Below are 26,936 nucleotides of genomic sequence, written 5' to 3' on the forward strand. Positions count from 1 at the left end.
GGGTTATTCGACTTCCGGCGCCTGGTTGATCACGGCCCAGAACTTGCCCAGGGTCTGCACGGCACCGAAGAACTGGTCCACGTCCACCGGCTTGACCACGTACGCGTTCACGCCCATGTCCCAGCTGCGGGCCAGGTCGCTTTCTTCGCGCGAGGACGACAGGATCACCACCGGCAGGCGCTTGAGCTCGTCGGTGTTGCGGATTTCCTTGAGGACCTCCAGGCCGTCCATGCGCGGCATCTTGATGTCCAGCAGCAGGACGGCCGGCAGGCCTTCCTCGCGGTTGGCATAGGCGCCACGGCGCAACAGGTAGTCCATCGCTTCCACGCCGTCTTCGACATGCACGATGGGGTTGGCCAGGCGGGCCTCTTTCAGGGCGTCGACGGCCATCTCGGCGTCGGCAGGGCTGTCCTCGGCGAGGAGGATGGTGCGGAGAGCGGTCATGCGGCGGAGCCTTTGTTGATTGCGTCGAGCGCAGGAGGAAGCAGGAAGTGGAAGGAGGCGCCCTGGTCGACGGCCGACTCGGCCCAGATGCGGCCGCCGTGGCGGGTCAACACGCGGCGCACACTGGCCAGGCCAATGCCGGTGCCGGGGTATTCACTGGCCTTGTGCAGGCGCTGGAACACGCCGAACAGTTTGGCGGCGTAGGCCATGTCGAAACCGGCGCCATTGTCGCGCACCGTGAACAGGTGGCCGCCGTCGGGTTGTTGCTGGTACTCCACCTCGATCCGGGCCGGATCGCGGGTGGAGGAGTATTTGATGGCGTTGCCAAGCAGGTTCAACCACACCTGGCGCATCATGTTTTCGTCGGAGACCAGGATCGGCAGCGGCGCGATCTTCCACTCGATGTGGCGCGCCACGCCGGTCTCTTCGGCCTCGCTCTGTACGTTGGCGTCCAGCATCGCGCGGGTGTCGGCCACCAGCGACTGCATGTCCACCGCCTGCATGCGCATCGCCGCGCGGCCCAGCCGCGAGTAGACCAGCAGGTCGTCGATCAGCGCTGCCATGCGCCGCGCCGAATTGGAAATGACGCCCAGGTAGTGCAGCGACTTTTCGTCGGCCTCGTCGCCCAGGTGGCGCGCAAGCTTGTCCGAGAAGCCGCCGATGTGACGCAACGGGGCGCGCAGGTCGTGCGAGACCGAGTAGCTGAAGGCTTCCAGCTCGCGGTTCACTTCGGACACCTGCTCGACCTTGCCTTCCAGCTGCCGGTTCAGTTCTTCCACGCGCTGCTGCACGGCGCGCTGCACGGTGACGTCGCTGACCGTCATCAGCACCACTTCATCGTCCTTGTCGGGCAAGGGCATGCGGCGGGCGTTGATCAACATGGTGCGCACCTGGTCGTCGGCGGTGCGCTGTTCGTGTTCGTAGTCCCACAGTTCGCGGCCGCGCAGCAGCACGTCGGTCAAGCGCTGGCGCACGACCGCATCGCTCCAGGCACCGTCGCCGATGCTGTCCAGCGACCGCACTTCGCCGCTGTCGTCCTCCAGGCCGTAGAGCTCGGCGAAGGCCGGGTTGTGCAGCTGCACCTTCAGTTCGCGGTCCAGCAGCACGATCGGTTCGCGCACGGTGTGCAGCACCGAGGCCGCACGCGCGGCCGAACGCTGCGAGGCGCGCTCGGCGGCGGCACGATGGCCGGCCTGGCGATAGAGCAGCCACAGCACCAGGGCGAGCAGGGCCAGCTGCACGGCCAGGGCGGTCCATGAGACGAACTCGCCTTGGCGCTGCTGCTTCTGGAACGTTGCAGTGCGCTGCGCCAGCAGCTTCTCTTCGCTGGCCTGCAGTTCTTCGATCAGGTTGCGGATCGGGTAGCGCGTGGTCAGGTCCTGGACCAGCTCGCGCTGGTCGGAGTTGGGCGAGGCCTTGGCCAACTGTTTGGCCACCTCCATGCGCCGCTCGACCATCGACTGGATGCGGCCGATGCGCACCAGCTGTTCGGGATTGTCGCGGGTCAGTTCGGCCAGCGTCTGCAGGCGCAGCGGGATGTCCTTGGACTGGCCCAGGCGCTCACGCAGGCCCGGGGCATCGATGCCTTTGGACATCGTCAGCGCGGCCGATTCCACATCGCGCACGTCGGCCTGCAGCTGGTACACCGCCACACCGACGTCCTGGGTATGGGTGACCCAGCGCATGGCTTGGACATTGTCGTCAGACAGTTTTCGCAGGGTGACCCACGGCACCACGATGATCGCCGCCGCGGCCAATGCCAACGCCGGCAAACGCCACCGATCCCAGATTTCATCACTGAAAGCCAGCGCCATAGTTCCTCTTCACCGTGCGATGCCGTTGCCGGCGGTGCCCTGTCGCGGCCGCCTCGGCTTCCCTGGCACGCCGTCGCGGGCGAAGCCGTCAATATACCGCAGCGCATTGTGAATAGGATGCGCCCTTTTTTCTGAACAATTAAGCGAACGCTGTTCGTGCGCAGCCGCCGATAAAAAAGGGTTCTTCGGCCGTGACGCTATGCGGGTGGCCGGGGGTGGTCAGATCGGCTGGCTTCTCCGATCCGGGTCGGTCGCGAGCGTGAGGGCCCCGTAGCAGCCGGTAGGCCCCTGATGCAAATGTCCCCCGGCCGCGGGGCGGCCTCCTCCTTTATTTTGCCCAGGAGCCTACCGGCTGCTACGGGGCCTCGGCTTGCGGTAAGCAGGGGAAGCCAGGCTTTTCTGGCGCTGTCGGTGGGTCGGGCGCTGGGCTCCCATGCCCTTGGAGGCGAAATAAAGGAGGAGGTGGCGGCCGCAGGCCGACGCCGGGGGACATTCGCCGGAAAGGGCATGGGAGCCCAGCGCCCGACCCACCGACGGCTGCGCCGGAAAAGCGTCAAGCACGTTTCTGTTTGCCCGCAGATGGGAGAAAAAAAGGCGCGCCCGAAGGCGCGCCCTGTTGCTTGCAACAGCTGCTGGAATCAGCGCTTGGCAGCGGCGGCCGCGACCTTCAGACCGCTGGCATCGACGCTCTTGACGCCCTTGATGCCCTTGGTCACGCGCAGTGCCTTGTCATGCTCGGCCTGGCTGGCCACGGTGCCGGTCAGGGTGACGACGCCGTTGACGGTCTCCACCTTGACTTCGGTCCCCGGCACATTCTTGCTGGTGAGCAGGTCGGTCTTGACCTTGGTGGTGATCCAGCTGTCGGTCACCGGCTCGGCCGAATCATGCGTATCGGCATGGGTCATGGCGGCATGATCGGTGGTCTTCGGCGGGTCCTTGGCCATGGCCGACGACGTGCCCAGCACCATGCCGAGGGCCAGCGAAGCAGCAAGCAGATTACGGGTCGTGTTGGTCATGTTCGGTGTCTCCTTGGGTGTGTGGCCAGTCTCCGTGTCGGGCTGTGTGCAGTACGTGGGCAAGACATAACGCCGCCGTGAACCGCTCAGGTTGATGCACAACCGTTCATGGTTCCGCACTGCAACAACCCGCGCTACGCTGTGCAGCCCGCATGCCTGGAGTCCCCGTCATGACCACGCCCCTGCAGGTTGGATTGATCGGCTACGGGCTGGCCGGCAGCGTCTTCCACGCGCCGCTGATCCAGCACACCCCGGGCCTGGCGTTGCACAGCATCGCCAGTTCGCAGCGCGATCGCCTGCTGCGCAGCTTCACCGACGTACGCATCTGCGACCACCCCGCCGAGCTGTTCGCCGATCCCGCGCTGGACGCGGTGGTCATCGCCACGCCCAACGCCGAACACGCACCACTGGCAATCGCCGCGCTGCAGGCCGGCAAGCACGTGCTGGTGGACAAGCCGTTCGCGTTGGACCTGGCCGAGGCCGACGCCGTGGTGAGTGCCGCGCAGGTCGCCGAGCGCGTGGTCACCGTGTTCCAGAACCGCCGCTTCGATGCCGATTTCCTCACCCTGCAGCAGCTGCTGGCCGATGGCGTGCTGGGCGAGGTGGCCGAGTGCCATTCGCACTTCGACCGCTACCGCCCGCAGGTGCGCGACCGCTGGCGCGAAAGCGATGCGCCCGGGGCCGGGTTGTGGATGGACCTGGGCCCGCACCTGCTTGACCAGATGCTGCAGCTGTTCGGCTGGCCGCAGGCGATCAGCGCCGACCTGATGGCGCAACGCGACGGTGCGCGCAGCGACGACTATTTCCATGCGGTACTGCATTACCCGCGGCACCGGGCCATCGTGCATGCCGGCTCGCTGGTGGCCGCCGCCCGTCCGCGCTTTGCCGTGCACGGCAGCCGGGGCAGTTACCTCAAGCAGGGCCGCGACGTGCAGGAAGACCAGTTGCGCGAAGGCATCGCCCCGGGCGCGCCAGGTTGGGGACTGGACCCGGTGCATGGCCAGCATGTCACCGTGGATGCTGCGGGCCACGAACACCCGGCCAGCGTGGACAACGCCCTGGGCGACTATCGGCGCCTGTATGCGGCGTTCCGCGATGCGATGCAGGGTACCGGCGCGCCCACGGTGAGCGCGGCCGAAGCGCTGCAGCTGATGCGGCTGCTGGAGGCCGGCACGGAGAGTGCGCGCAGCGGGCGACGGGTGGATCTGGGTTAGCGTCCCACCGCCCTGCGCGCGTCGGCGCAGGGTGGTGGGTTGGCGGGTTGGCGGGGAGCCGGCCAGCGGCCGGCACTACCGGGTTTTGATGGCGTGGCCGCCGAACTCGTTGCGCATCGCCGCCAGCAGGCGGTCGCTGAAGGAGTTCTTCTCGCGCGAGCGCAGGCGTTCGAGCAGGGACAAGGTGATGACCGGTGCGGGAACGTCCAGGTCGATCGCTTCGGCCACGGTCCAACGGCCTTCGCCGGAATCTTCCACGTACGGCGCGATCCCGTCCAACTGCGGGTTGCGGCCCAGCGCATCGGCGCTCAGGTCCAGCAGCCACGACCGCACCACGCTGCCGTGCTGCCAGGCCTTGGCCACCTGGGCCAGGTCCAGGTTGAAGTCGGTCTTGTGCTGCATCAGCGCGAAGCCTTCGGCGTAGGCCTGCATCATGCCGTACTCGATGCCGTTGTGGACCATCTTGCAGAAGTGGCCGGCGCCACTGGGACCCACGTGCGCCCAGCCGCGGTCTTCGCCCGGCGCCAGGGTGCGGAAGATCGCGCCCACCTGCGCCACGGCCGCCGTCTCGCCCCCGATCATCAGGCTGTAGCCTTCCTGCAGGCCCCACACCCCGCCGCTGGTGCCGCAGTCGATGTAGCTGACCTCTTCGCCCTTGAGCTGTTCGGCGCGGCGCATCGAGTCCTTGTAGTACGAGTTGCCGCCATCGATCACCACATCGCCCTCGGACAGGTGCGGGGCCAGCGCGGCCAGGGTCTGGTCGACCACGCCAGCGGGCACCATCAGCCACACCACGCGCGGCACCGGCAACTGCGCCAGCGTATCGGCGATCGAGGCACTGACCTCGAAACCGCGCTTGGCCGCGCTGTCCCGCGCGCCCTCACCGGGATCGACGCCGATCACCCGATGGCCGCCGCGATGCAGGCGCTCGGCCATGTTGGCGCCCATCTTTCCCAGGCCGATCATTGCAATGTCCATGTATCTCCTTCCAGCGTGTCAGTAGTGGTGTTGTGGGGGTGCTGCCGAGGGGGAATCGCACTGGCGAAGGCGTGCGTCGATCCAGCGTCGGTACAGCGTGGTATGCAGGTTGTGCAGGCCCAGTTCGAAGGCAAACGGCGTACGCGGGTTGCGGTCGAGCAGGCGTGCGATGTGATACCGCACAGGACGTATACCGCGAGGATGCACGTAAATCACGAACCCCTGGTAGAACGGATCGTCCAGCAGCGCGTCCAGTTCGGCCAGCAGCGGTTTCTGCTCCGGCGGCAGGCCCTTGCGCCACACCGGGTCACGTTCGATCAGCAGCCGCTCGAAGCGACGCGGTCCCGGCCCGCGCATGCGCTGGGCCAGCGCCCAGATCTGGCGGTTGATCGTATCGTAGTGGGCAAACCCGCCGTGCGCGCGCAGCGACTCGGCGGCCGCGTCGCTGACATCGACCACCACGAAGTTCTCGGCCTGGTTGTTGATGTCGTCCAGGTAGCTTTTGTCGAACACGTGTTCGATGAAGCCGGGCGCGCCGACGAAGGCCTGGCGGCCGAGCTGCGCGGTTTTCACCGCCTTGCCGTCGGCGAGGAACGCGCCGGCATGGCGGCCGAGCAGGATGCTGTCGGTGTCATGCAGGGTCAGGAAGGTGCCGATCGACAGTTCGCCAGGGCTGAACTCGGTATCGAACGCTGCATCGCCATAGAGCTCGCGCTGGGTGGCCAGCTGCGCCACCTGCCGCCCTACCCCGCATTCGGAGCGCACCCGGCCATCATAGAAGTGCTGCAGCGCGGCGCTGTTTGCGCCGGCCGGCTGGTAGCCACGTCCGAAACTGCGGAAGCGCTGCCAACCCTGCGCCTGCGCACCGCGTGCACCGAAACCGATCCAGCCCAGCTGCAGGGCGGAGAAGCGGTAACCGGGATTGTCCTGCAGCTGCGTGGTGGCCCGGCGCGTGGCCTGGCCCAGCTTGAACGTATAGGCGCACAGCGTGGCCGAGGTGTCGAACAAGCCGGTCATCAACGCGGCGCGTTGGGTGGCTGTCCACGCCTGTGGCACCTGCACCCGCAGGTCGCCCGCCTGCTGCGCCTGCGGCAACGTGGCGCGCGTGCAGACCGGGCCGCCGTGGATGACCGGCGTGGCCACCGGCGCGTCGACGAAGCGCCAGCCCAGCTCTTCCAGCAGCGCCTGCGTGCAGCTCGGCCCCGGCGCGGCAGTCACGGTGCCCATGGTCACCGCGCACAGCATGGCCGCCAGCAGCTGCGGCCACCGGCGCGACCCACGCGTTACGGTTGGTGATGGCACCCTGCCCGCCTGGTCAGTGCGCGGGCACCGGGGTATCGGCCGCCGGCGCGGGGCCTGGCTCGGGCACCGGGGCCGGTGCGGCGGTCGGCGGCGCGGCCGGGTCCACGGGGGCGGGCGGCGGCGTTGCCGGCACTACCGGCAGGTACTGCTGCAGACGGTCAAAGAAACGGCGGTAGAACTGCGCGTCCTGCACGGTGCTGCTGGCCACCTTCACCAGCGAGTCGTCGTTGCTGCCGAACGGCAGCGACACCGAGCCCAGCGCGCCCACGCCGACACTGGCCGAGGTCGGGCTCTTCTTCAACGCGTAACGGTCCTGCACCGCACTGACGAACACCAGCGCCTGGTCGCCGCGCGGCGCGCAGGAAATACGCAGCACCAGCTGCTCGTGCTCGTCATCGCGGGGCTGGAAGTTCTTGTTGCCCTCCACCGCCGCCGTGTCGGACCGCGCGATGGCATAGCCCTGGCTGAGCAGGGTGCGGCGCGCCGCCTCGCAGGCCTGCGCCGGGGCGCCGGGCACGGTGCGCGAATAGGTGTCGCCCGAATCGAAGGATTCGCGGATCAGGGTGCTGTCGGCGGCGCGGCCGCCGCAGGCGGTGAGCGACACGGCCAGCAGGCCCGCCGGGATTGCTTGGGACAGGCGCATGCGCGCTCCTGCAAGGACAGACTGCGCCCAGCATAGCCACCCCGGCGTATGTGCCGGGTCTAAACGGCGAAGGGCCGGCACATTGGCCGGCCCTTCGTTGTTTCCGGTTCATGCCCGGCTACCGCCCTCAATCCGCCCAGCGGCCTACGCCGGTGGACTGCGGCAGCACCTGCGCCGACAGCGGACGGTCGGTTTCCAGCAGGTTCACCGCGTCGGCCAGGATCGCCGCCGACTCGCGCAGCAGCGGGTCCGGGCGCTTTTCGGCAGCCTTTTCGCGGGCGGCATCCTTGACGATGTCACGCTCGTTGCCGGTCAGGCCATCGTCGTTGCTGTCGTCGGCCAGCGGGTCCAGATCCAGGCCCAGCTGCTTGCGGATCACCTGACGATCCACCCGCTGCTTGTCCTGCTTCTCACGCTCGGCGCGGCGCTCGGCCTCGTTGAGCGAGATGTACTTCTTGGCCTTTTCGGCGCGGAACTGCTCGACATCCTCGTTCCACCACTGGAACTCCTTGTCGGCGGCGATGCGCGAGGCATGGCGGGTTTCCAGCTTGGGCAGCAGCGGGCCGAAGTTGCCGTACTGGGTGTGCGGCACGGCGGCGATGCGGGTCCACGGCAGCGCGTTGTCGTAGGTGCTTTCGCCGTACTCGCTGGCGTCCACGCTGGCCGGGAAGGCCAGGTCGGGCACCACGCCCTTGTGCTGGGTGCTGCTGCCGCTGACGCGGAAGAACTGGGCGATGGTCAGCTTGACCTGCCCGTAGCGCTGGGCTTCCCCAGTGGGCCAACGGTCCAGGTCCACGATGTTCTGCACGGTGCCCTTGCCGAAGGTGGTCTCACCGATCACCAGGCCACGACCGTAGTCCTGGATGGCACCGGCGAAGATCTCCGACGCCGAGGCCGAGCCGCGGTTGATCAGCACCGCCAGCGGGCCATCCCACGCCACCGCTTCGCTGCGGTCGCTGTTGACGGTCACGCGGCCGCCAGACTCGCGCACCTGCACCACCGGGCCCTGCTCGATGAACAGGCCGGTCAGTTCGATCGCCTCGTCCAGCGAACCACCGCCGTTGTTGCGCAGGTCCAGCACCACGCCGTCGAGCTTGTCGGTTTTGAAGCCGGCCAGCAGCTTGGCCACGTCACGCGTCGCCGACGCATAGTCGGTGGCGTTGCGGCGGCGGCCTTCGAAGTCCTGATAGAAGGTGGGCAGCTTGATCACGCCGACCTTGCGCGCCGGTTCCCCGTCCTTGGCCGGAATGGTCAACGTTTCGCCCTTGGCGGCCTGCTCGGCCAGGCGCACCTTCTGCCGGGTCAGCACCAGCGTGTGGTGCTTGCCGTCCACGCCTTCCTCGGCCGGGATGAATTCCAGCCGCACCTGGGTGTCGGCCTTGCCGCGGATCTTGGCCACCACGTCATCGATGCGCCAGCCGATCACGTCTTCGATCGGCCCGGACTTGCCCTGGCCGACGCCAACGATGCGATCGCCCGCCTTGAGCGTGCCATTGACCGCCACCGGACCGCCGGCGATGACCTCGCGGATCACCACCATGTCGTCCTGGCGCTGCAGCTGTGCGCCGATGCCTTCCAGCGACAACGACATGGCCTGGTTGAAGTTCTCGGCGGTGCGCGGGGTGAAGTAGTCGGTGTGCGGATCCACCGCGCTGGTGTAGGAGTTGAGGAAGAACTGGAACACGTCCTCGCCCTTCAGCTCATTGACCGACTTTTCCAGCGTCGCGTATCGCTTGTCCAGCGTCTTGCGGATCTCGGCCGGCTGCTTGCCGGCCAGCTTCAGGCGCAGCCAATCGTTCTTGACCGACTTGCGCCACAGGTCATCGAGTTCGGCATTGCTGGCCGCCCACGGCACGTCCTTGCGGTCGTACTCGAACTTCTCGTCGCTGCTGAAATCGAAGTCCTGCTTGAGCAGCTTGCGGGCATACCCGACCCGCTCGCCCACGCGCTGCTTGTAGACCGCGAACACCTGGAACGCCGGCTCCAGCTCGCCGCCACGGATGGCGGTGGCGATGTTCGCCTCGAACGGTGCGAACTTGGTGATGTCGGCCTGGGTGAAGAACTGCTTGCTGCCGTCCAGCGCCTCCAGGTACCGCTTGAACACGTCCTTGGAGGTGGCCGCGTCAAGCGCGCGCGGACGGTAGGCATAGCGGCTGTCCGAGAGCAGCCCGTACACCAGCTTGGAGGTTGTCACCTGGTCGGCCGTGGCCGCCGACGGCAGCGCCGGCGAATCGGCATAGGCGGCCAGTGCCAGCGGCGCGGTGAGCGCCAGGGCCATCAGGAATGCGGGGGCTTTGAATTTCATCAACTTGCTCATGGCACCTTGCCAAGGGGGAGACTGCGTGCGGATCAGACCACACGACAGTGCCGAAAGTTGCCGGGTTTGTCATCCATCGCCGCGCAACACGTATTTCCAGCCTAAACCGGGGTCTGTAGCAAATTGTGAATGTGGAGGCAGCGCCACCGCGCCGGGTAGCCACCGACCGTTGGTCGGTGGAAACGGGCGGAACGTGGGGGTTGAACGTGAGGTGGCGCACACCGGGCGGGCGAGCCCGTACCGACCAACGGTCGGTACCTACCGCGGTAGGCAACCGCCAGCGCAGGAAATTGTCGGGGAGGGGGCAGGACGCCCTCTCCGGGACCGTTGGCGCCATGGATGGCGCCAGACGAGCACCATGGAGGGGATCTGGCGTGTCCTGGAGAAGGCGGCCTGCCCCCTCCGGGCACGTGGAGAACTGAAGCGCTGCTGTGTGCTGTTTTGCTGGATGCCGGGCAGAGCCCGGCACTACGTGTAAAGCGATGCCGGGCAGAGCCCGGCGCTACGTGCAAAGCGTTTGCCGAGCAGCGCCAGGCGGAATCAGGCTACGCCTGCGCCTTTTGCCTGTACGTCGGCGTGGTACGACGAGCGCACCATCGGGCCCGAGGCCACGTGGCTGAAGCCCAGCTCGTAGCCGTAGACCTCCAGCGCCTTGTAGTCGTCCGGCGTCCAATAGCGCAACACCGGATGGTGATGCGGCGTCGGCTGCAGGTACTGACCGATCGTGATCATGTCCACGTCGTGCGCGCGCAGGTCGCGCATCGTCGCCCGCACCTGGTCCAGATCCTCGCCCAGGCCCAGCATGATGCCGGACTTGGTCGCAATCGACGGATGCTGCGCCTTGAAGTTCTTCAGCAGCGTCAGCGACCACTGGTAGTCCGCACCCGGCCGCACATTGCGGTACAGGTCCGGCACCGTCTCGATGTTGTGGTTGAACACGTCCGGCGGGTTGGTCGCCAGGATGTCCAGCGCGCGCTCCATGCGGCCCTTGCCACGGAAGTCCGGGGTCAGCACCTCGATGCGCGTGTTCGGCGACTTCTCGCGGATGGCCCCGATGCAGTCGGCGAAGTGCTGGGCACCGCCATCGCGCAGGTCATCACGATCCACGCTGGTCACCACCACGTACTTCAGGCCCATGTCGGCCACCGTCTGGGACAGGCTGGCCGGCTCGTTGGCATCCGGCGGCTTCGGCCGGCCATGTGCCACGTCGCAGAACGAACAGCGCCGCGTGCACACCTCGCCCAGGATCATGAACGTCGCCGTGCCATGGCTGAAGCACTCGTGGATGTTCGGGCAGCTGGCTTCCTCGCAGACCGTCACCAGACGGTTCTCGCGCAGCTTGGCCTTCAGCGTCTGCACCGCGTTGCCCGACGGAATCCGCACCCGGATCCACGACGGTTTGCGCAGCACCGGCGCATCGGCGAACTGCACCGGCGAGCGGCCGATCTTGTCCCCGCCCAGCTGTTTGACGCCCGTCTGCAGCGGCGCAACGGACGGCGTGTCGCCCTGCACGATCTGCAGGGGAATGAGGCGAGCGGTGGTTTCAGTCATGGCCTTGGTCGGCGGCGTTACGCCGCCTCTGTCAGATCGGGCAAATCAGTGGTCGGCTGGAGGTCCAGGCCGAACTGGCGGGCCAGATGGCCCAGCAGCACCGGCGTCACGGCCGCCATGCCGGACGGTCCCCCCAAGTCTACCACCGAGGTCACCTGCAGCCCTTCGTAGCCACAGGGGTTGATGCGGTGGAACGGCTCCAGGTCCATGGCCACGTTGAAGGCCAACCCGTGGAAGGTGCAGCCGCGGCGGACCCGGATGCCCAGCGCGGCGACCTTCGCGCCGCCCACGTAGACCCCGGGCGCCCCGTCCAGCCGTTCAGCGCCGATATTCCATTCGTCCAGCGTGTCGATGATCGCCTGCTCGATCCGGCACACGTAATCGCGCACCCCGATCCCCAGCCGGCGCAGCTGCAGCAGCGGGTAGACCACGATCTGGCCGGGCCCGTGGTAGGTCACCTGGCCGCCGCGGTCCACGTGCAGCACCGGAATGTCGCCCGGCGCCAGCACGTGCTCGTCCTTGCCGGCCTGGCCCAGGGTGAACACCGGGTCGTGCTCGACCACCCACAGCTCATCGGCCGTGGTGTCGTCGCGGTTGTCGGTGAACCGCTGCATGGCATGCCAGACCGGGGCATAAGGCTGCCGGCCAAGCTGGCGCACGCGCGCCGGCTGCGGCGGGCGCGCGCCCGGGCTGGGAACGCTGTCGCAGGCGGCTACAGCGTCCACTTCACTTCCGGGTGGTCACGCAGCGCGGCGTGGGCGGCGTCGTACTGCTCGCGGTTGTCGGCCTTGAACACCAGTCGCACCGACACATACTTGCCGTTGGACGAGTGTTTCCAGCTGACCCGCTCGGTCAGTACTTCGACGCCGGCCTGCTCAAGCAGGCGCGGCAATTCGCGTTCAAGCTCCTGGCCGGCCGCGCCCATGGCGCTGAGTTCGAACTGGCCGGGGAACTGGAAGCCGTGGTCGGGGTTGTCAGACTTGATCTCCATGACCGCGATTATGGGGACGCCAGCGGCCGAACCCAAGCGCTGCATGATCGTGCCCATAGCTGCACCCAACGCTACGTGAAAATCGGCCTTCACCAGCAAAACGCTCCAGTGCGTGCGCGGGTATGGTCAGTACATCACGCGTTCACTACGCTGCATGCGCTTAAAAACAAAACAAATCCTGAGCGGGAATTCCATGTCGTTGAAGCCCTATGCGTTGTCGGCCGCACTTGCCGGCGCCCTGGCGTTCGTCGCCCCCGCGGTGCAGGCCGCCAACCAGTGCGGCCCCGACGCGATGCGCGAGCACCCCCCGCAGGTGAACTTCCGCGTCGACAACGACCTGTTCGGCGGGGCCGATCAGGATCAGGGCTACACCAACGGCGCCCAGCTCACCCTGGTCTCGCCCAACCTGGTGGACTACACCGACGACCCCTGCCTGCCGCGCCTGGCGCGCTGGGTCAACCGGCACCTGGAAAAGCTGCACCCGGGCGAGTTCGAGCAGCAGAACATGATCTTCAGCCTGGCCCAGGGCATTTTCACCCCCACCGATTTCACCCGGAAGGACCTGATCGAGGACGACCGGCCCTACGCCGGCGTGCTGATCGGCAGCTTCGGCTACAACGCCCGCCGGGGCGACAGCCTGCAGACCACCCAGCTGGCCGTGGGCGTGGTCGGCCCGTGGGCACAGGGCGAGCAGGTGCAGAACGCAGTGCACGAGCTGCTGGGCGACGAGAAGTTCCAGGGCTGGGACAACCAGTTGCACAACGAACCGGTGTTCATGCTCACCCACGAGCGCATGCGCCGCTGGCCGGCCGACGCCACCGACAACGCGACCGGCTGGGGCTGGGATGCGATCAGCCATTACGGCGGCGCGGTGGGCAACCTGGCCACCCACGTCAATGCGGGCGGTGAAGTGCGCTTCGGCTGGAAGCTGCCCGACGACTTCGGCAGCACCCCGCTGCGCCCGGCTGGCGAGAACACCGCCCCCACCCGCGGCGGCAAGCCGGCGGGCTGGTCCTGGCATCTGTTCGCCACCACCGACGCGGCCTGGGTGATCCGCGACATCACCCTGGACGGCAACACCTTCCGCAACAGCCACAGCGTGGACAAGCGCCACGTGGTGGGCCAGGCCGGCTACGGCGTGGCGGTGATGCGCGGCCGCTGGAAGTTCGCCGTGGCCCGCTACCACAGCACCCGCGAGTTCGACGGCCAGCGCCAGTCGCCGGTATTCGGCAGCTTCACCATCAGCCGCTCGCTGTAGGCGAGCGACTGATGGTGAAGCGGGTAGCTGCCGACCGTTGGTCGGCACACCGAAAAGAAAAAGACCGGCACCCGCCGGTCTTTTTTGCCTCCCCCGCCGAACACCGGTAGTGCCGGCCGCTGGCCGGCTCCCCATGACCCCATCCGAACACCGGTAGGTGCCGACCGTTGGTCGGCGCCCCATGACCCCAGCCAAACACCGGTAGTGCCGGCCGCTGGCCGGCGCCCCATGACCCCAGCCAAACACCGGTAGTGCCGACCGTTGGTCGGCGCCCCATGACCCCAGCCGGGTGTGCGAGGAGCCGGCCAGCGGCCGGCACTACCCGGAATTGCACCGTTTCATCCGGAATTGCACCGTTTCATCCGGAATCGCACCGTTCGTCCCGGAATCGCACCGTTTCGCCCGGGATTCGCAGCCGTTCACGCGGAATCGCACCGTTCGTCCCGGATTCGCACCGGTTCACCCGGGATTCGCAGCGGTTCACGCAGATTCGCACCGGTTCACCCGGTACACGCACCGCTTCCCGCGGTAGGTGCCGACCGTTGGTCGGCACACCATCAATCGGCGCATCGCACCAAAAAAAAGACCGGCGTGCGCCGGTCTTTTTTCACTACGGTCGGGCAGGAATCACTCCGATTCCCACCACATCCAGAAGCTGTCCCACAGGCGCTTGAAGAAGCCGGCTTCTTCCACGGCGGCCACGGCCACCAGCGGCGCTTCGGCCACCACCTTGCCGTCCAGCGTCACCTTCAGCGAGCCGATCTGCTGGCCGGCCGTGAACGGCGCTTCCAGGGTCTTGGGCACGTCGATGGTCGGCTTGAGGTCGTTGTAACGGCCACGCGGCACGCTCACCAGCAGCGGCTGGGCCACGCCCAGCTGCACGGTGTCGGTCTTGCCCTTCCACACCTTGTGTTCGGCCACGGCCTTGCCCGGCTCGTACATGCGGTGGGTTTCGAAGAAGCGGAAGCCCCAGTTGAGCAGCGCCAGGCTGTCATCGGCACGCTGCTTTTCCGAGCTGCCGCCCAGCACCACCGCGATCAGACGCTGGTCGCCGCGCTGCGCCGAGCTCATCAGGCAGTAACCGGCTTCGGAGGTGTGGCCGGTCTTGATGCCGTCCACGCTGCCGTCGCGCCACAACAGCAGGTTGCGGTTGGGCTGCTTGATGGTGCCCACGGTGAATTCCTTCACCTTGTTGTAGGCGTAGGTCTCCGGGTAGTCGCGCACCATCGCCCGGCCCAGCAGCGCCAGGTCGAAGGCGGTGCTGTGGTGGCCCGGCGCGGTCAGGCCGTGCGCGTTGACGAAGTGCGAGTTCTTCATGCCGATCTTGGCGGCGTAGCTGTTCATCAGCGAGGCGAAGGCCTCTTCGCTGCCGGCCACGTGCTCGGCCAGGGCAATCGCGGCATCGTTGCCGGACTGGATCGCCATGCCCTTTTCCATGTCTTCCAGGCGCGCGGTCTGGTTGACCGGGAAGCCGCTGTAGCTGCCGTCGGTACCGGCGCCACCTTCGCGCCAGGCGCGCTCGCTCATCATCACCTGGTCGTCGGGACGGACCTTGCCGTTCTTGACCTCGGCGGCGACCACATAGGAGGTCATCACCTTGGTGATGCTGGCCGGGGCCAGCTGTTCATGTTCGTTCTCGCCAGCCAGCACCTGGCCGGTGGCGTAGTCCATCAGCACCCAGGCCTTGGACACGCTGGGCTTGGGCGCCGGCGGGGTGGCAACGGTGATCGGGGCGGCGGCAGGAGCAGGCGTCGGCTGCGGGGCCGGCTGCGGGGTCTGGGCAGAGACCACGCCCACCAACAGGGTCGTGGCCATGGCAGCAGCGGCAAAGCGGAATTTCATCGGACAGCAAGCTCCTGGAGGGCGCCAAGGTGGAAAGAGGGGTGGGCCATTGTAGGCCCATGCAACGGTGCGGCGTGTGGCGGCCGGCGGGGCCGCCGTGCCGGTCAATCCTTCACGATCTGCGGCGATCCAAAGCCCAGACCCACGATGCGGCCGGCAAGTTCCGACGCACTGGCGTGGTCGGCGGCCGGAACCCGCAGGCGCCACAGGGTGCGGCCCCCGCTGACGATGTCGCTGATGCTGGCCCCGACGATGCCGGCCGAGGACAACTGCCCCAGCGCGCGGGTGGCGTTGTCGCGGCTGGCGAAGCTGGCCACCTGCAGGAACACGTTGCCCACCTGCTGCTGCAGGGTGCTGCCCGGGACAGGCGTGGCGGCCGCTGCCGGGCGCGGTGCCGGGCGGGCGGCGGCGGCAACGGCCACCGGGGCGGCGGGCAGCGCGCTCACCGTGACCGGGGCATTGTCGATCTGTGCGGCCTGGGTAGCGGCCGGACGGCCCGCGCTGGGTGACGCCGTCGACGGCGACGGCAGCCGGCCCACCAGCGTGTCCATGTCGCTGGGCGTGCGCGCCGGCGCGGCGCTGGCCACGCTGGCGGCGGCCGCGGCACGCCGCTCGCGGCGCGAGGGCTTGTCGACCAGCAGGTTGTCGTCGCCCGGGCTGAGCGCACGCACTTCCACGTTGCCGGTGCCGCGCTGGGTAATGCCCAGGCGCACGGCGGCGGCGTAGCTCAGGTCGACCACGCGGCCATCATGGAACGGCCCGCGGTCGTTGACCCGCACGATCACCGATTCGCCGTTGTCCAGGTTGGTCACCCGGGCAAAGCTGGGCAGCGGCAGGGTCTTGTGCGCGGCGGTGAAGGCGTACATGTCGTACACCTCGCGGTTGGAGGTCAGCCGGCCGTGGAACTTGGCGCCGTAGTACGAGGCGGTGCCCTTCTCGGCATAGCCGCTGGTCTTGTCCAGCACCTGGTACTGCTTGCCCAGCACGACGTACGGCGACTTGTTGCCCACCGGCGAGCGCGGCAGGGCGACCACGTCCGGCTCGGGAATGCAGGCCACGTTCGGAATGTAGGTGGGCGTGCTGTCGTTGACGCCCGGCTTGTACAGCCCGCCGGCGCGATAGTCGCCGCGGGTGCTGGGATCTTCGGTGGCCGCCTTGTACGGCGAGCCATCCGGGCAATGGGCCGGGCGTCCGCCCTTGCCCTTGCCCTGCACCAGGGTGCCACCGGGCTTGGCGCTACCGGCGGTGGCCGGCTTCTTGGGCGCGCTGCTGCAGGCGGCAAGCGCCAGGATCAGCAGACTTGGGACCAGCCATCTGCAGCGTGCGCGTGCGTTCATGCCGGGGGCAACTCCTGTCCGGCGATGGCCTGGGACAACTGGAACACGGCCATCGCGTACATCTTGGAGAGGTTGTAACGGGTGATCGCGTAGTAGTTCTGGAAGCCCAGCCAGTACTGCTTGCCGGTGCTGCCTTCCAGCGTGATCGGGGTGGCGGTCAGCCCGGCCGGTACGGTGACACTGGGCTGGTAACCGCGCTGGGCCAACGCGGACAGGGTCCAGGTGGGCGCCCATTCGGTGGGGTTGAACTCCTCGCGCCCCGCGGCCAGCGTGGCCGGTACCGCAACCGGGCCGCCGCGCACCCAGCCGCCCTTCTTGACGAAGTAATTGGCGATCGAGGAGAACACGTCGTCGTAGCTGTTGAACAGGTCACGGCGACCATCGCCGTTGCCGTCCACCGCGAAGTCCTGGTAGCTGGACGGCATGAACTGGCCCATGCCCATCGCACCGGCGTAGCTGCCCTTGATCGCGGTGATGTCCAGCTTCTCGTCGCGGGTCAGCGCGAACAGGCGCGCCAGCTCATCGCGGAAATACAGTTCACGGCGCACCTCGCGTTCCAGCTTGGCCGGGTCGCCGCTGCGCGGGTACTTGAAGGCCAGCGTATACAGCGCGTCGAGCACGCGATAACTGCCGGTATTGCGGCCATAGCTGGTTTCAACGCCGATGATGGCCACGATCACTTCGGCCGGCACGCCCGTGCGCTGCTGCACGCGGGTGAGTTCATCGCGGTGTTCGGCCAGGAATTTCCGGCCCCCGTCGATCCGGGCCTGGCTGATGAACATCGGCCGGTACTCGTTCCACGGTTTGACCCGTTCGGCCGGGCGCGACATCGCGGCGATGATCGGGTCGCGGATCTGCGCCTGGGCCAGCGTCGCCTCGATCTGCGCGGCCGGAATGCCGTAGCGCTGGGCGGTATCACGCACGAAGTTGGCGCGGGCCACCTCGAACGGCACCGGGGTCAGGTCGACCGGCGCAGCGGTGGCCGCAGCGGCTTCCGGCGCGGCTTCGGCCGGGCCTTTCTGCCCGGGCACCGGCTTGTTCGGTGCACCCGATGCCTGCGGTGACGGTGACGGAGAGGGCGGTTGGGTCGCGCAGGCGACCAAACCGAGCGTGAGCATGCAGGCCAGAGTGCGTCGAATCATCGCGGCAGGTTAGCAGGTCAAGGATGAATTAAAACCCCTAACACCATGAATCACAACGAATTGCGGCAGTCAGTGCCGAGTCGTTAAGGCGATGTGTATTTCGATGGGGATCACATCCCCATTCAGATAAAGCGCCGCGTACTGATCAGCGGCAGCTGGGCTACGGGTTCAAAACGTGCGGGCCCCATGGCCACTGAGGTCGTGCCGGCTGCGCCCCCATCCCCATGGACGCAACCGGCCAAACCGACCAGGTCGGTACCAGCGCGGCGCGCAACTCCCCAGCGCGCGCCTCGCTCCTTGTACCCGTAAGGTCAACTACTCCCCGTCGAGCTCCCCAGATGCAGCGCTTGGCTCACTGCACCCTGCTGACGGGCCGCCATTGTGCAGGCCGTTTACGACAAGTCCATTGATCAGGATCAAGTGACGTCATATGTGTGCGCCACATCTCACTTTTGCGCCACTTTCTTGACGAAACCTGCACCAAACACGACAGCAGATGACGCGAATTCCGCAATTTTGCGAAACGGGTGCGCTGCTGGGGGCGTCGGGGGTCGAGCATCTGGAGGAGCCGGCCAGCGGCCGGCACTACCGGTTACGCGGCGGTTGGAAGCGGACGGTGGCGCTGGCGGCCGTGGACCGGCTGCCTGCCCTGCACTGCCATCACCAGCCCGAACCCCGCCAGCAACGACACCGCCGACGTGCCGCCATAACTGATCAGCGGCATCGGCACCCCCACCACCGGCAGCAGCCCGGAGATCATTCCGCCGTTGACCAGCACATAGACAAAGAACACCAGCCCGGTCGTACCGGCCAGTAATCGCGAGTAGCCGCAGCGGGTGCCCGCCGCGATCCACAGACAGCGCGCGATGACGAACAGGAACAGCCCGAGCACCGCCACTACTCCGACCCAGCCGAACTCCTCGGCCAGCACCGAGAACGCAAAATCGGTGGTGTACTCCGGCAGGAAATCCAGCGCGGCCTGGGTGCCCTGCCCCCAGCCTTTCCCGTGCATCCCACCGGACCCGATGGCGATGCGCGACTGGATGATGTTCCAGCCGGTACCCAGCGGATCATTCTCCGGATACAGGAAGGTCAGCACGCGGTCCTTCTGGTACTGCCGCAGCAGCCCGAACCACGCCAGCGGTGCCGCCACCGACACCCCGCCCAGCGCCAGCGCCACCCAGCCCCAGTGCAGGCCGGCCAACAGCAGCGCGAACATCCCGCTGGCCGTCACCAGCGTGGCCGTGCCCAGGTTCGGCTGCAGCAGGATCAACACCGCCGGTACTCCGATCAACAACGCGGCCACCAGCACCACCTTCGGCCGCGGCGGCAGCGGCTGCCGGTGCAGGTACCAGGCCATCATCATGGGCAGGCTGAGCTTGAGCAGCTCCGACGGCTGCAGGTAGAACACGCCCAGGTTCAACCAGCGCTGCCCGTATTTTCCCGTGCCCACCACATACACCGCCAACAACGGCAGCAGCGACACCGCATAGATCCAGGGCGACCACGCCCGCAACTGCAGCACCGGCAGCCGCGACAACCCCCACATCGCCGCCAGCCCCGCCGCATAGCGCATCGCCTGCGCCTGCACCGGCCCTTCCACGCTGTGCAACACCGCCAGGCTGGCCAGCATCAGCAGGCACAACGCGACCAACAGCGGAAGGTCCAGCGAATGCAGCAAGAAATGAAACGCGGCGCGTACGCGCTGCAGGTGTTCGACCATGCGGGCGACTCCTGGAAATGCGCGACGCAAAGCAAACGGCGACACGGCAACAAAAAGCGGACCCGAGCGGTCCGGCGCAAGCGGACGACCGTAGCATGTGGCTCGGTGGGCAAGCTGAGTCAGGCCCAACCCGCGCACGGGCGCGGTGGGTCATGTTGTCGTTTTAATACAGAAGAGCAGCCGGGCAGCGCCCGGCGCTACGCGTCAGCCGTAGCCGCCGTGCACCGGCTGGTGGCTGCGTGCCGCCATCACCAGCCCGAACCCGGCCAGCAGCGACACCGCCGACGTGCCGCCGTAGCTGATCAGCGGCATCGGCACGCCCACCACGGGCAACAGCCCGGAAATCATGCCGCCGTTCACCAGCACATACACAAAGAACGCCAACCCCGTTGCGCCGGCCAACAACCGCGAATACGAATCCCGCGACTGCGACGCGATCCACAGGCAGCGCCCGATCACCACCAGATACAGCGCCAGCACCGTGGCCACGCCGATCCAGCCAAATTCCTCACTCAGCACCGAGAACGCAAAGTCCGTCGTCTGCTCGGGAATGAAGTTCAGGTGCGACTGCGAGCCCTGCCCCCAGCCCTTCCCGTCGAACCCGCCCGACCCGATCGCGATCTTCGACTGGATGATGTTCCAGCCGGCGCCCAGCGCGTCCATCTCCGGGTCCAGGAACATCATGATCCGGTCCTTCTGGTAGGGACGCAGCAGCCAGATCCACGCCACCGGCGCCGCCGCCGCCACACCGCCCACGGCCACCCCCACCCACCACCACGGCAGGCCGGCCAGCAGCAGCACGAACGCACCGCTCGCGGCGATCAGCACCCCGGTCCCGAAGTCCGGCTGCAGCATCACCAGCCCGGTCGGCACCCCGATGATCACCGCACTCACCATCACCGTCGAAAAACGCGGCGGCAACGGCATTTTGTGCAGGTACCAGGCCACCATCATCGGCAGACTCACCTTCAACAGCTCCGCCGGCTGCAGGTAGAACAGCTTCAGATCCAGCCACTGCCGCCCGTACTTGCCCGTGCCCAGCACGAACACCGCCAGCAGCGGAATCATCGAGATCGCATAGATCAACGGCGTCGCCGACCGGATGCGCAGGATCGACATCCGCGAAATGGCCCACATCGCGCCCAGGCCCACGGCGAAGCGCGCGCCCTGCGCGAACACCAGCCCGTCGCCGCCAGCGCTCTTCAGCACCGCCAGCCCGATCAGCATCAGCATGCCCAGGGCCAGGCACAGCACCCAGTCCAGCGAACTGCTGAAGCGCACGACCATGTCGGTCGCCCAACGCAGGAACACCTTCATCGTGAGCGCTCCGGCGCAGTGGGCGGTGCGGTGGTGGCGGGCACCGGGGCGCCTGGCACCGGCGATGGCACCGGGGCCGGTGCAACCGGCAGGCCCACCTGGATCGGCAGCGATTCAAGCACCGCCGCGGCCGCATCACCGGCCGCGCGCGCGTTGTTGTCGCTGCTCTCGAACCCGGTGATTCCGATCGCCGTGGTGCCGCGCTCGCTGTCCAGCGGCTCCAGCCCGTCGGGCATCTTGCCCAGCAGCCACGCATCGAACAGCTTGCGCGCGATCGGCGCCGCCGCCGAGCCACCGTAGCCGCCGCCCTCGACCGCGATCGCCACGGCGATCACCGGGTTCTCGGCCGGCGCGAAGCCCACGAACAACGAACGGTGGCGCAGGTGCATCGGCAGGCTCTTGGGATTCACCGCGGCCGTACCGCGGCGGCTGATCACCTGCGCCGTACCGGTCTTGCCGGCAATGGTGTACGGCGCGCCGGCCGCGGCGCGCGCGCCACTTCCGCCCGGGCGCATCGTGCCCATCATGCCTTCGCGCACCGCCTGCAGGTTGCCCGGGCTGGGGCTGACCGGCTTGGTGTCGCCGGCCGGCACCGCGGTCCAGTCGGCGTCGAACCCGGCGCGCTGCTGCATCACCAGGTGCGGGGTGCGCAGCTGGCCGTTGCCGATGCCGCTCACCCCGTGCACCAGCTGCAGCGGGGTCACCTTCCAGTCGCCCTGGCCGATGCTCACGTTGACCGTGTCGCCGGGGTACCAGCGTTCCTTGCGCGTTTTGTACTTGTGCTGCGGCGACGGCAGGATGCCGCCGATCTCGCCGGTGAGATCGATGCCGGTGGGCGCGCCGAACCCGTAGTAGCCCATGTACTGGTCGAAGCGCTCGATGCCCATGTCCAGCGCCAGCTTGTAGTAGTACGTGTTCACTGACTGGGTGATCGACTTGCGCAGGTCGGTCCAGCCGTGGCCGCCGCGGTTGGCATCGCCCCAGCCACGCGAGGTGCCCGGCAGGTAGAACATGCCGGTGGAGAGGATCTTGTCTTCCGGCTTGCGCGTGCCGCTGTCCAGACCGGCCAGGCCGATCAGCGGCTTGATCGTCGAACCGGGGGCCACGCCGCCCAGCACCAGCCGGTTGAACTGCGGCCGCGAGGGGTTGCTGTTGAGCGCCTGGAAATCGGCATGCGAGATGCCGTTGACGAACAGGTTCGGGTCATACGAGGGCAGGCTGACCATCGCCAGCACTTCGCCGGTGCGCGGGTCCATCGCCACGGCCGCGCCTTCGAACTCGCCGAACGCGGCCACCATCGCCCGTTGCAGGTCGGCGTCGATGGACAGTCGCAGGTCGCTGCCGGACTGCGCGGCCACCCGGCCGATGGTGCGGATGGCGCGGCCCTGCACGTTGGTCTCGACCTGCTCGTAGCCCACTTTCCCGCGCAGCTGCGACTCGTAGTAACGCTCCAGCCCGGACTTGCCGATGTGGGTCAGCGCGGCATTGCCTTCGCCGAGGATCTCCAGGTCCTTGTCGTCCACCCGGCCCACGTAGCCGATGATGTGGGCGAACAGGTCGCCGTATGGGTAACGCCGGGTCAGGTAGGGCTCCAGCTCCACGCCGGGGTAGCGCCAGCGGTCCACCGCGAAGCGCGCCATTTCCTCATCGGTGACCCGCAGCTTGAGCGTGACCGGCAGGAACTTGCGGCGCGCCTTGCGCGACTTGTTGAAGGTTTCGATGTCCTCGGGGCTCAGCGCGAGGATCTTCGCCAGCCCGGCCAGGGTGGCGTCCATGTCCTTGACCTTGTCCGGGGTGATGTCCAGCCGGAACGCAGGCACGTTCTCGGCGAGCAGGCGCCCGTTGCGGTCGTAGATCATGCCGCGCCCGGGCACTACCGGCCGTGGCTTGATCCGGTTGGCTTCCGAGCGGGTGGCGTAGATGTCGTGGTCCAGCACCTGCAGCTTGAAGTACCAGCCGCCCAGCCCGAGCAGGCAGACCAGCACGCCCAGGAAGCCCAGCGCGGCGCGACGCCGGAACTGTTCGCCCTCGGCGTGGGGGTTCTTGGCCTGGCGGCGCACGTACACGTCAGCGCCCGCGACGCCCGAAGCGGACCGCGTCGAGCAGGATGAACAGCAGCGGCCACAGGCCCATGCCCAGCAGCGGGGCCCACCAGTACGACCACGGCAGGGTCGGCTCGCCCACCACGATGTGCACCACCGAACTGACGATGCGGTCGTTGAACAGCAAACCGCCAATGGCCAGCATCTGCTGGGACATCGGGAAGAAGCGGATGCGCGCGCGGAAGCGTTGCAGGATGAAGGTAAGCATGACCAGGCGCAGCGCCTGTTCGCCCAGCACCCCGCCGTACAGCAGGTCGGCGACCACGCCGCTGGCAAACGCGATGCCCAGCCCGACCCGGTCCGGCGCTTCGATCACCCAGTAGGCCAGCACCAGCGCCAGCCAGTACGGCCGCAGCGGCTGCAGCAGTGCCGGCAGCGGCAGCAGGCCCAGCAGCAGCGCCAGCACCACGCTGACCGGCAGCACCCACGGTTTATCGCGCAGGCGGCTCATTCGCGATTCTCCACGGGCGGGGCTTGCCGGCCAGCGGCCGGCACTACCGGCTGGGGTTGCCGGGCAGAGTCCGGCGCTACGGGTTGGGCCGGCGAGGGTTGCCGGCCAGCGGCCGGCACTACCGGGGTGGTGGTTGGCTGCGGGGGCTGGGCCGTCGTACCAGCTGCCTCCTGCAACGGTACCGCCGACGGTCCGCCGGCTTCGCCGGAGAGGCTCAGGTTGGGCGGAATCCGAATCGCCGCGCCGGGGCGAAGGAGCAGCACATCGCGGCCACGGTCGAGCTGGGCGGCCGGTTTCAGTTCGCCCACCAGGAAAGCGTGGGTGTCATCGGGGCGCAGCGCGGTGATCTTGCCCACCGGGAACCCGGCCGGGAAACGCCCGCCCAGGCCGGAGGTGACGATCTCATCGCCCACTTCCACGCCTGCGCTGAGCGGAATGTCGCGCAGTTCCAGGGTGTCGCCCCGGCCGTACACGATCAGGCGCACGCCGTTGCGGGCCACGGTTACGGGCACGGCGTGGTCCGGGTCGGTGAGCAGCAGCACCGTGGCATTGCTGCCGGTGGTGGCGATCACCTGGCCCATCAGGCCACCCGAATCGATCACGGCCTGGCCCAGGTGCACGCCGTCGCGGCTGCCGGCGGCCAGCACCAGGCGCTGCCGGACCGGGTCCAGGTCGATGTCCAGGATCGGCGCCAGCTGCACGTCCAACCCGCTGCGCTCGGCCACGTTGAGCAGCTCGCGCAGCTGCGCGTTGTCCAGCGCGGCGGTCTGCAGGCGGGTCAGGCGGGCGTTGGCGATCAGCAGCTTGTTGCGCAGCGCGCGGTTCTCTTCCACCAGCTGGCCATGGCTGGCGGCATTGTCCTTGACCTGGGTGCCCAGCTTGCCGGGCAACCCGGCCAGCGCCCATACCGGCTGCACCAGCACGTTGGCCTGCGCGCGCAGGCGCGCCAGCCAGCCGGCCTGGTCATCGAGCACGATCAGGGTGATGGCCAGGGCCAGGTAGGCGAGCAGCCGCAGTGGACTGGCGGCATCGCCCTGGCGGGAGGCTACGGGGGGACCGGCGTAGGGCGGCACGACTGGCTTCGACTGGAGGAAAACGAAAGAAGGATGCGACAACGCCCCGGCGTTGCGATACCCGGCGTGGCAGGCACGCAGTGGGCATCACGCCGCAGGGGCGCGTGCAGGGAGCGCAGCCGGTTCGGCTTACTCCGGCGCAAAGAACTCGTTGCCGTGCATGTCCACCAGCTCCAGCGCACGACCACCGCCGCGAGCCACGCAGGTCAGCGGGTCATCGGCCACCTGCACGTGCAGGCCGGTTTCTTCGGAGATCAGGCGGTCCAGGTCGCGCAGCAGTGCGCCACCGCCGGTGAGCACGATGCCGCGCTCGGCGACGTCGGCACACAGTTCCGGCGGGGTCTGTTCCAGCGCCAGCTTGACCGCGCTGACGATGCCCGACAGCGGCTCGTGCAGGGCTTCCAGCACTTCGTTGGAGTTGATCTTGATCATCTTCGGCACGCCCTCGGCGAGGTTGCGGCCGGAGATTTCCATCTCGATCACTTCCGCCTGCGGGTAGGCGCAGCCCAGCTCCACCTTGATCCGCTCGGCGGTGGCTTCACCGATCAGCATGCCGTGGTTGCGGCGCACGTAGTTGGTGATCGACTCGTCGAAGCGGTCGCCGCCGATGCGCACCGAGGCCGAATAGACGATGCCGTTCAGCGAGATCACGGCCACTTCGGTGGTGCCGCCGCCGATGTCGATGACCATCGAGCCACGGGCTTCGGTCACCGGCATGCCGGCGCCGATCGCCGCGGCCATCGGTTCTTCGATCAGGAACACGTCACGCGCACCGGCCTCCTCGGCCGACTCCTTGATGGCGCGGCGCTCGACCTGGGTCGAGCCGGCCGGCACGCAGACCAGCACGCGCGGGCTCGGGCGCAGGAAGCGCGACTTGTGCACCTTCTTGATGAAGTGCTTGAGCATCGCCTCGGTGTAGGTGAAATCGGCGATGACGCCGTCTTTCATCGGGCGGATGGTGGTGATGTGGCCCGGGGTACGGCCCAGCATCTGCTTGGCTTCGGCGCCTACGGCAGCCACGGAACGGGTACCACCGATGGCACGGTCCTGGCGCACGGCGACCACGGACGGCTCGTTCAGCACGATTCCCTGCCCACGCACATAGATGAGGGTGTTGGCCGTGCCCAGGTCGATGGACAGGTCATTGGAGAACATGCCGCGCAGTTTCTTGAACATCTGGGAGTTGATCCTGAGGGGTGTCGCGCCCAACGCGGGATGGCGAAAAAATGGGCAGAATTCGAGGTCGACAAGCCTAGCAATCCCCCTGTGCGCGAGCAAGGACAAATCTGGTGCAAAGCCAGCCTTCACGGCCATTCAGGCGAATTTGACCCGGCTCGGACAGCACCGGTTCTGGCCCAAAGCCGCCTCACCCGTTAACCTTTGCGCCGCAGGGCGCCTCGAGGCGCCGTTTCGTTGCCCGCCTGGCGGGCCTCAAACTCCCTTCCGCATAGGCCTTAATCGATGTCCGCTTTGATCTGTGGTTCTCTTGCCTTCGACACCATCATGGTGTTCCCGGACCAGTTCAAGAATCACATCCTGCCGGACAAGGTGCACATCCTGAACGTGTCGTTCCTGGTGCCGCGCATGCGACGTGAATTCGGCGGTTGCGCAGGCAACATCGCCTACAACCTGCACCTGCTGGGCGGCGACCCGATCCCGATGGGCACCGTGGGCTCGGACTTCGGCCCGTACCGCGAGTACTTCCAGGGCCTGGGCATCGACCTGGCGCGGGTCAAGGTGATCGATGAGCTGTTCACGCCCCAGGCGTTCATCACCACCGACCACGACAACAACCAGATCACCGCCTTCCACCCGGGCGCGATGATGCGGTCCTACGAGAACCACGTGAAGGACGTGCCGGGCGTGACCCTGGGCCTGGTCGGCCCGGACGGGCGCGAGGGCATGATCCAGAACTCCCAGGAGTTCTTCGAGGCCGGCGTGCCGTTCATCTTCGACCCGGGCCAGGCCATGCCGCTGTTCAACGGCCCGGAGCTGCGCACCTTCATCGAGCAGGCCGACTACGTGGTGGTCAACGACTACGAGTCCAACCTGCTGCAGGAGCGCACCGGCTGGGACGAAAAGGCGATCGTGAGCCGGGTCAAGGCCTACATCACCACCCGTGGCCCGAAGGGCGCGGTGATCCACACCCCGGAAAAGACCTATGACATCCCGCCGGCGCACGAGCGTCGCGTGGTCGACCCGACCGGCTGCGGCGACGCGTTCCGCGCCGGCCTGATCTACGGCATCGAGAAGGGCTTCGACTGGCTCACCATCGGCCGCATGGGCAACCTGATGGGCGCGCTGAAGGTGGAACACCCGGGCACGCAGAACCAGCGCTTCACGTTTGAAGAGTTCAACGAGCAGTTCAAGCAGCAATTTGGTTACGCGCTGAACGCGTAACCAAATTGCCCGCGCATTCCA

General features: G+C 67.6%; 22 protein-coding genes. 3 read left to right on the top strand and 19 right to left on the bottom strand.

The window, feature by feature from the left end:
- Positions 1 to 3 precede the first annotated feature (3 nt).
- The 3 genes from AC6CHL_RS07005 to AC6CHL_RS07015 all read right to left on the bottom strand — a co-directional run bounded on the left by AC6CHL_RS07005 (position 4) and on the right by AC6CHL_RS07015 (position 3,274).
- On the bottom strand, positions 4 to 444 hold the full coding sequence (locus AC6CHL_RS07005; protein ID WP_038686220.1) for a response regulator: 441 nt from the start codon (positions 442 to 444) through the stop codon (positions 4 to 6).
- The gene (locus tag AC6CHL_RS07010; RefSeq protein ID WP_498293976.1) at positions 441 to 2,258 is read right to left on the bottom strand and encodes a sensor histidine kinase; all 1,818 of its coding nucleotides are present in this window, start codon (positions 2,256 to 2,258) and stop codon (positions 441 to 443) included. Before AC6CHL_RS07010 ends, AC6CHL_RS07005 begins: the two co-directional genes overlap by 4 nt.
- Positions 2,259 to 2,896: 638 nt before the next feature.
- A complete protein-coding gene (locus AC6CHL_RS07015) occupies positions 2,897 to 3,274 on the bottom strand; it encodes a BON domain-containing protein (protein ID WP_038686217.1) in 378 nt (125 codons plus the stop codon).
- A 170-nt stretch (positions 3,275 to 3,444) separates the two neighbouring features.
- On the opposite strand from AC6CHL_RS07015, the gene AC6CHL_RS07020 reads away from it, so the two are divergent.
- On the top strand, positions 3,445 to 4,488 hold the full coding sequence (locus tag AC6CHL_RS07020) for an oxidoreductase (protein ID WP_498293978.1): 1,044 nt from the start codon (positions 3,445 to 3,447) through the stop codon (positions 4,486 to 4,488).
- A 75-nt stretch (positions 4,489 to 4,563) separates the two neighbouring features.
- On the opposite strand, the gene gnd is transcribed toward AC6CHL_RS07020, so the two are convergent.
- The 7 genes from gnd to AC6CHL_RS07055 all read right to left on the bottom strand — a co-directional run bounded on the left by gnd (position 4,564) and on the right by AC6CHL_RS07055 (position 12,270).
- A complete protein-coding gene (gene gnd / locus AC6CHL_RS07025) occupies positions 4,564 to 5,466 on the bottom strand; it encodes a phosphogluconate dehydrogenase (NAD(+)-dependent, decarboxylating) (protein WP_448134429.1) in 903 nt (300 codons plus the stop codon).
- Positions 5,467 to 5,484: 18 nt separating this feature from the next.
- Entirely contained in the window at positions 5,485 to 6,711 is a 1,227-nt protein-coding gene (locus AC6CHL_RS07030) for a hypothetical protein (RefSeq protein WP_498294018.1), read from the bottom strand.
- A 70-nt stretch (positions 6,712 to 6,781) separates the two neighbouring features.
- Positions 6,782 to 7,411: a DUF2242 domain-containing protein gene (locus AC6CHL_RS07035; RefSeq protein WP_498293980.1), complete on the bottom strand. Its 630-nt coding sequence runs from the start codon at positions 7,409 to 7,411 to the stop codon at positions 6,782 to 6,784.
- Positions 7,412 to 7,538: 127 nt separating this feature from the next.
- On the bottom strand, positions 7,539 to 9,716 hold the full coding sequence (locus tag AC6CHL_RS07040) for a carboxy terminal-processing peptidase (RefSeq protein WP_038691811.1): 2,178 nt from the start codon (positions 9,714 to 9,716) through the stop codon (positions 7,539 to 7,541).
- 552 nt (positions 9,717 to 10,268) lie between these two features.
- Positions 10,269 to 11,279 carry a lipoyl synthase gene (lipA, locus tag AC6CHL_RS07045; RefSeq protein ID WP_038686209.1) on the bottom strand — a complete coding sequence of 337 codons (1,011 nt, stop codon included), beginning with the start codon at positions 11,277 to 11,279 and terminating at the stop codon, positions 10,269 to 10,271.
- Positions 11,280 to 11,296: 17 nt separating this feature from the next.
- Entirely contained in the window at positions 11,297 to 12,004 is a 708-nt protein-coding gene (lipB, locus tag AC6CHL_RS07050) for a lipoyl(octanoyl) transferase LipB (RefSeq protein ID WP_038686207.1), read from the bottom strand.
- Positions 11,992 to 12,270 carry a DUF493 family protein gene (locus AC6CHL_RS07055; RefSeq protein WP_038691809.1) on the bottom strand — a complete coding sequence of 93 codons (279 nt, stop codon included), beginning with the start codon at positions 12,268 to 12,270 and terminating at the stop codon, positions 11,992 to 11,994. The genes lipB and AC6CHL_RS07055 overlap by 13 nt, the downstream gene beginning before the upstream one ends.
- A gap of 193 nt (positions 12,271 to 12,463) precedes the next feature.
- On the opposite strand from AC6CHL_RS07055, the gene AC6CHL_RS07060 reads away from it, so the two are divergent.
- Complete coding sequence (locus AC6CHL_RS07060) at positions 12,464 to 13,528, top strand: lipid A deacylase LpxR family protein (RefSeq protein ID WP_498293982.1); 1,065 nt, start codon at positions 12,464 to 12,466, stop codon at positions 13,526 to 13,528.
- Positions 13,529 to 14,155: 627 nt separating this feature from the next.
- Here the strand turns inward: AC6CHL_RS07060 and AC6CHL_RS07065 are convergent.
- The 9 genes from AC6CHL_RS07065 to AC6CHL_RS07105 all read right to left on the bottom strand — a co-directional run bounded on the left by AC6CHL_RS07065 (position 14,156) and on the right by AC6CHL_RS07105 (position 25,691).
- Complete coding sequence (locus tag AC6CHL_RS07065) at positions 14,156 to 15,370, bottom strand: D-alanyl-D-alanine carboxypeptidase family protein (protein WP_038686203.1); 1,215 nt, start codon at positions 15,368 to 15,370, stop codon at positions 14,156 to 14,158.
- 104 nt (positions 15,371 to 15,474) lie between these two features.
- A complete protein-coding gene (locus AC6CHL_RS07070; RefSeq protein WP_498293984.1) occupies positions 15,475 to 16,707 on the bottom strand; it encodes a septal ring lytic transglycosylase RlpA family protein in 1,233 nt (410 codons plus the stop codon).
- Positions 16,704 to 17,849, bottom strand: a complete 1,146-nt coding sequence (gene mltB / locus AC6CHL_RS07075; RefSeq protein WP_137190388.1) for a lytic murein transglycosylase B — start codon at positions 17,847 to 17,849, stop codon at positions 16,704 to 16,706. Before mltB ends, AC6CHL_RS07070 begins: the two co-directional genes overlap by 4 nt.
- A gap of 592 nt (positions 17,850 to 18,441) precedes the next feature.
- Positions 18,442 to 19,572, bottom strand: a complete 1,131-nt coding sequence (rodA, locus tag AC6CHL_RS07080; RefSeq protein WP_498293986.1) for a rod shape-determining protein RodA — start codon at positions 19,570 to 19,572, stop codon at positions 18,442 to 18,444.
- 204 nt (positions 19,573 to 19,776) lie between these two features.
- Positions 19,777 to 20,889: a rod shape-determining protein RodA gene (gene rodA / locus AC6CHL_RS07085; protein ID WP_038686196.1), complete on the bottom strand. Its 1,113-nt coding sequence runs from the start codon at positions 20,887 to 20,889 to the stop codon at positions 19,777 to 19,779.
- Positions 20,886 to 22,955, bottom strand: coding sequence for a penicillin-binding protein 2 (gene mrdA / locus AC6CHL_RS07090; protein WP_498293988.1), 2,070 nt, complete (start codon positions 22,953 to 22,955; stop codon positions 20,886 to 20,888). The genes rodA (AC6CHL_RS07085) and mrdA overlap by 4 nt, the downstream gene beginning before the upstream one ends.
- 1 nt (position 22,956) lies before the next feature.
- Positions 22,957 to 23,442: a rod shape-determining protein MreD gene (gene mreD, locus AC6CHL_RS07095; RefSeq protein WP_038686193.1), complete on the bottom strand. Its 486-nt coding sequence runs from the start codon at positions 23,440 to 23,442 to the stop codon at positions 22,957 to 22,959.
- Positions 23,439 to 24,515: a rod shape-determining protein MreC gene (mreC, locus tag AC6CHL_RS07100; protein WP_498293990.1), complete on the bottom strand. Its 1,077-nt coding sequence runs from the start codon at positions 24,513 to 24,515 to the stop codon at positions 23,439 to 23,441. The genes mreD and mreC overlap by 4 nt, the downstream gene beginning before the upstream one ends.
- A 129-nt stretch (positions 24,516 to 24,644) precedes the next feature.
- The gene (locus AC6CHL_RS07105) at positions 24,645 to 25,691 is read right to left on the bottom strand and encodes a rod shape-determining protein (protein ID WP_038686189.1); all 1,047 of its coding nucleotides are present in this window, start codon (positions 25,689 to 25,691) and stop codon (positions 24,645 to 24,647) included.
- A gap of 285 nt (positions 25,692 to 25,976) precedes the next feature.
- Between AC6CHL_RS07105 and AC6CHL_RS07110 the strand changes: the two genes are divergently transcribed.
- Positions 25,977 to 26,915, top strand: a complete 939-nt coding sequence (locus tag AC6CHL_RS07110) for a carbohydrate kinase family protein (RefSeq protein ID WP_038686188.1) — start codon at positions 25,977 to 25,979, stop codon at positions 26,913 to 26,915.
- Positions 26,916 to 26,936 lie beyond the last annotated feature (21 nt).

It is taken from the genome of Stenotrophomonas sp. GQ19 (assembly GCF_059758695.1).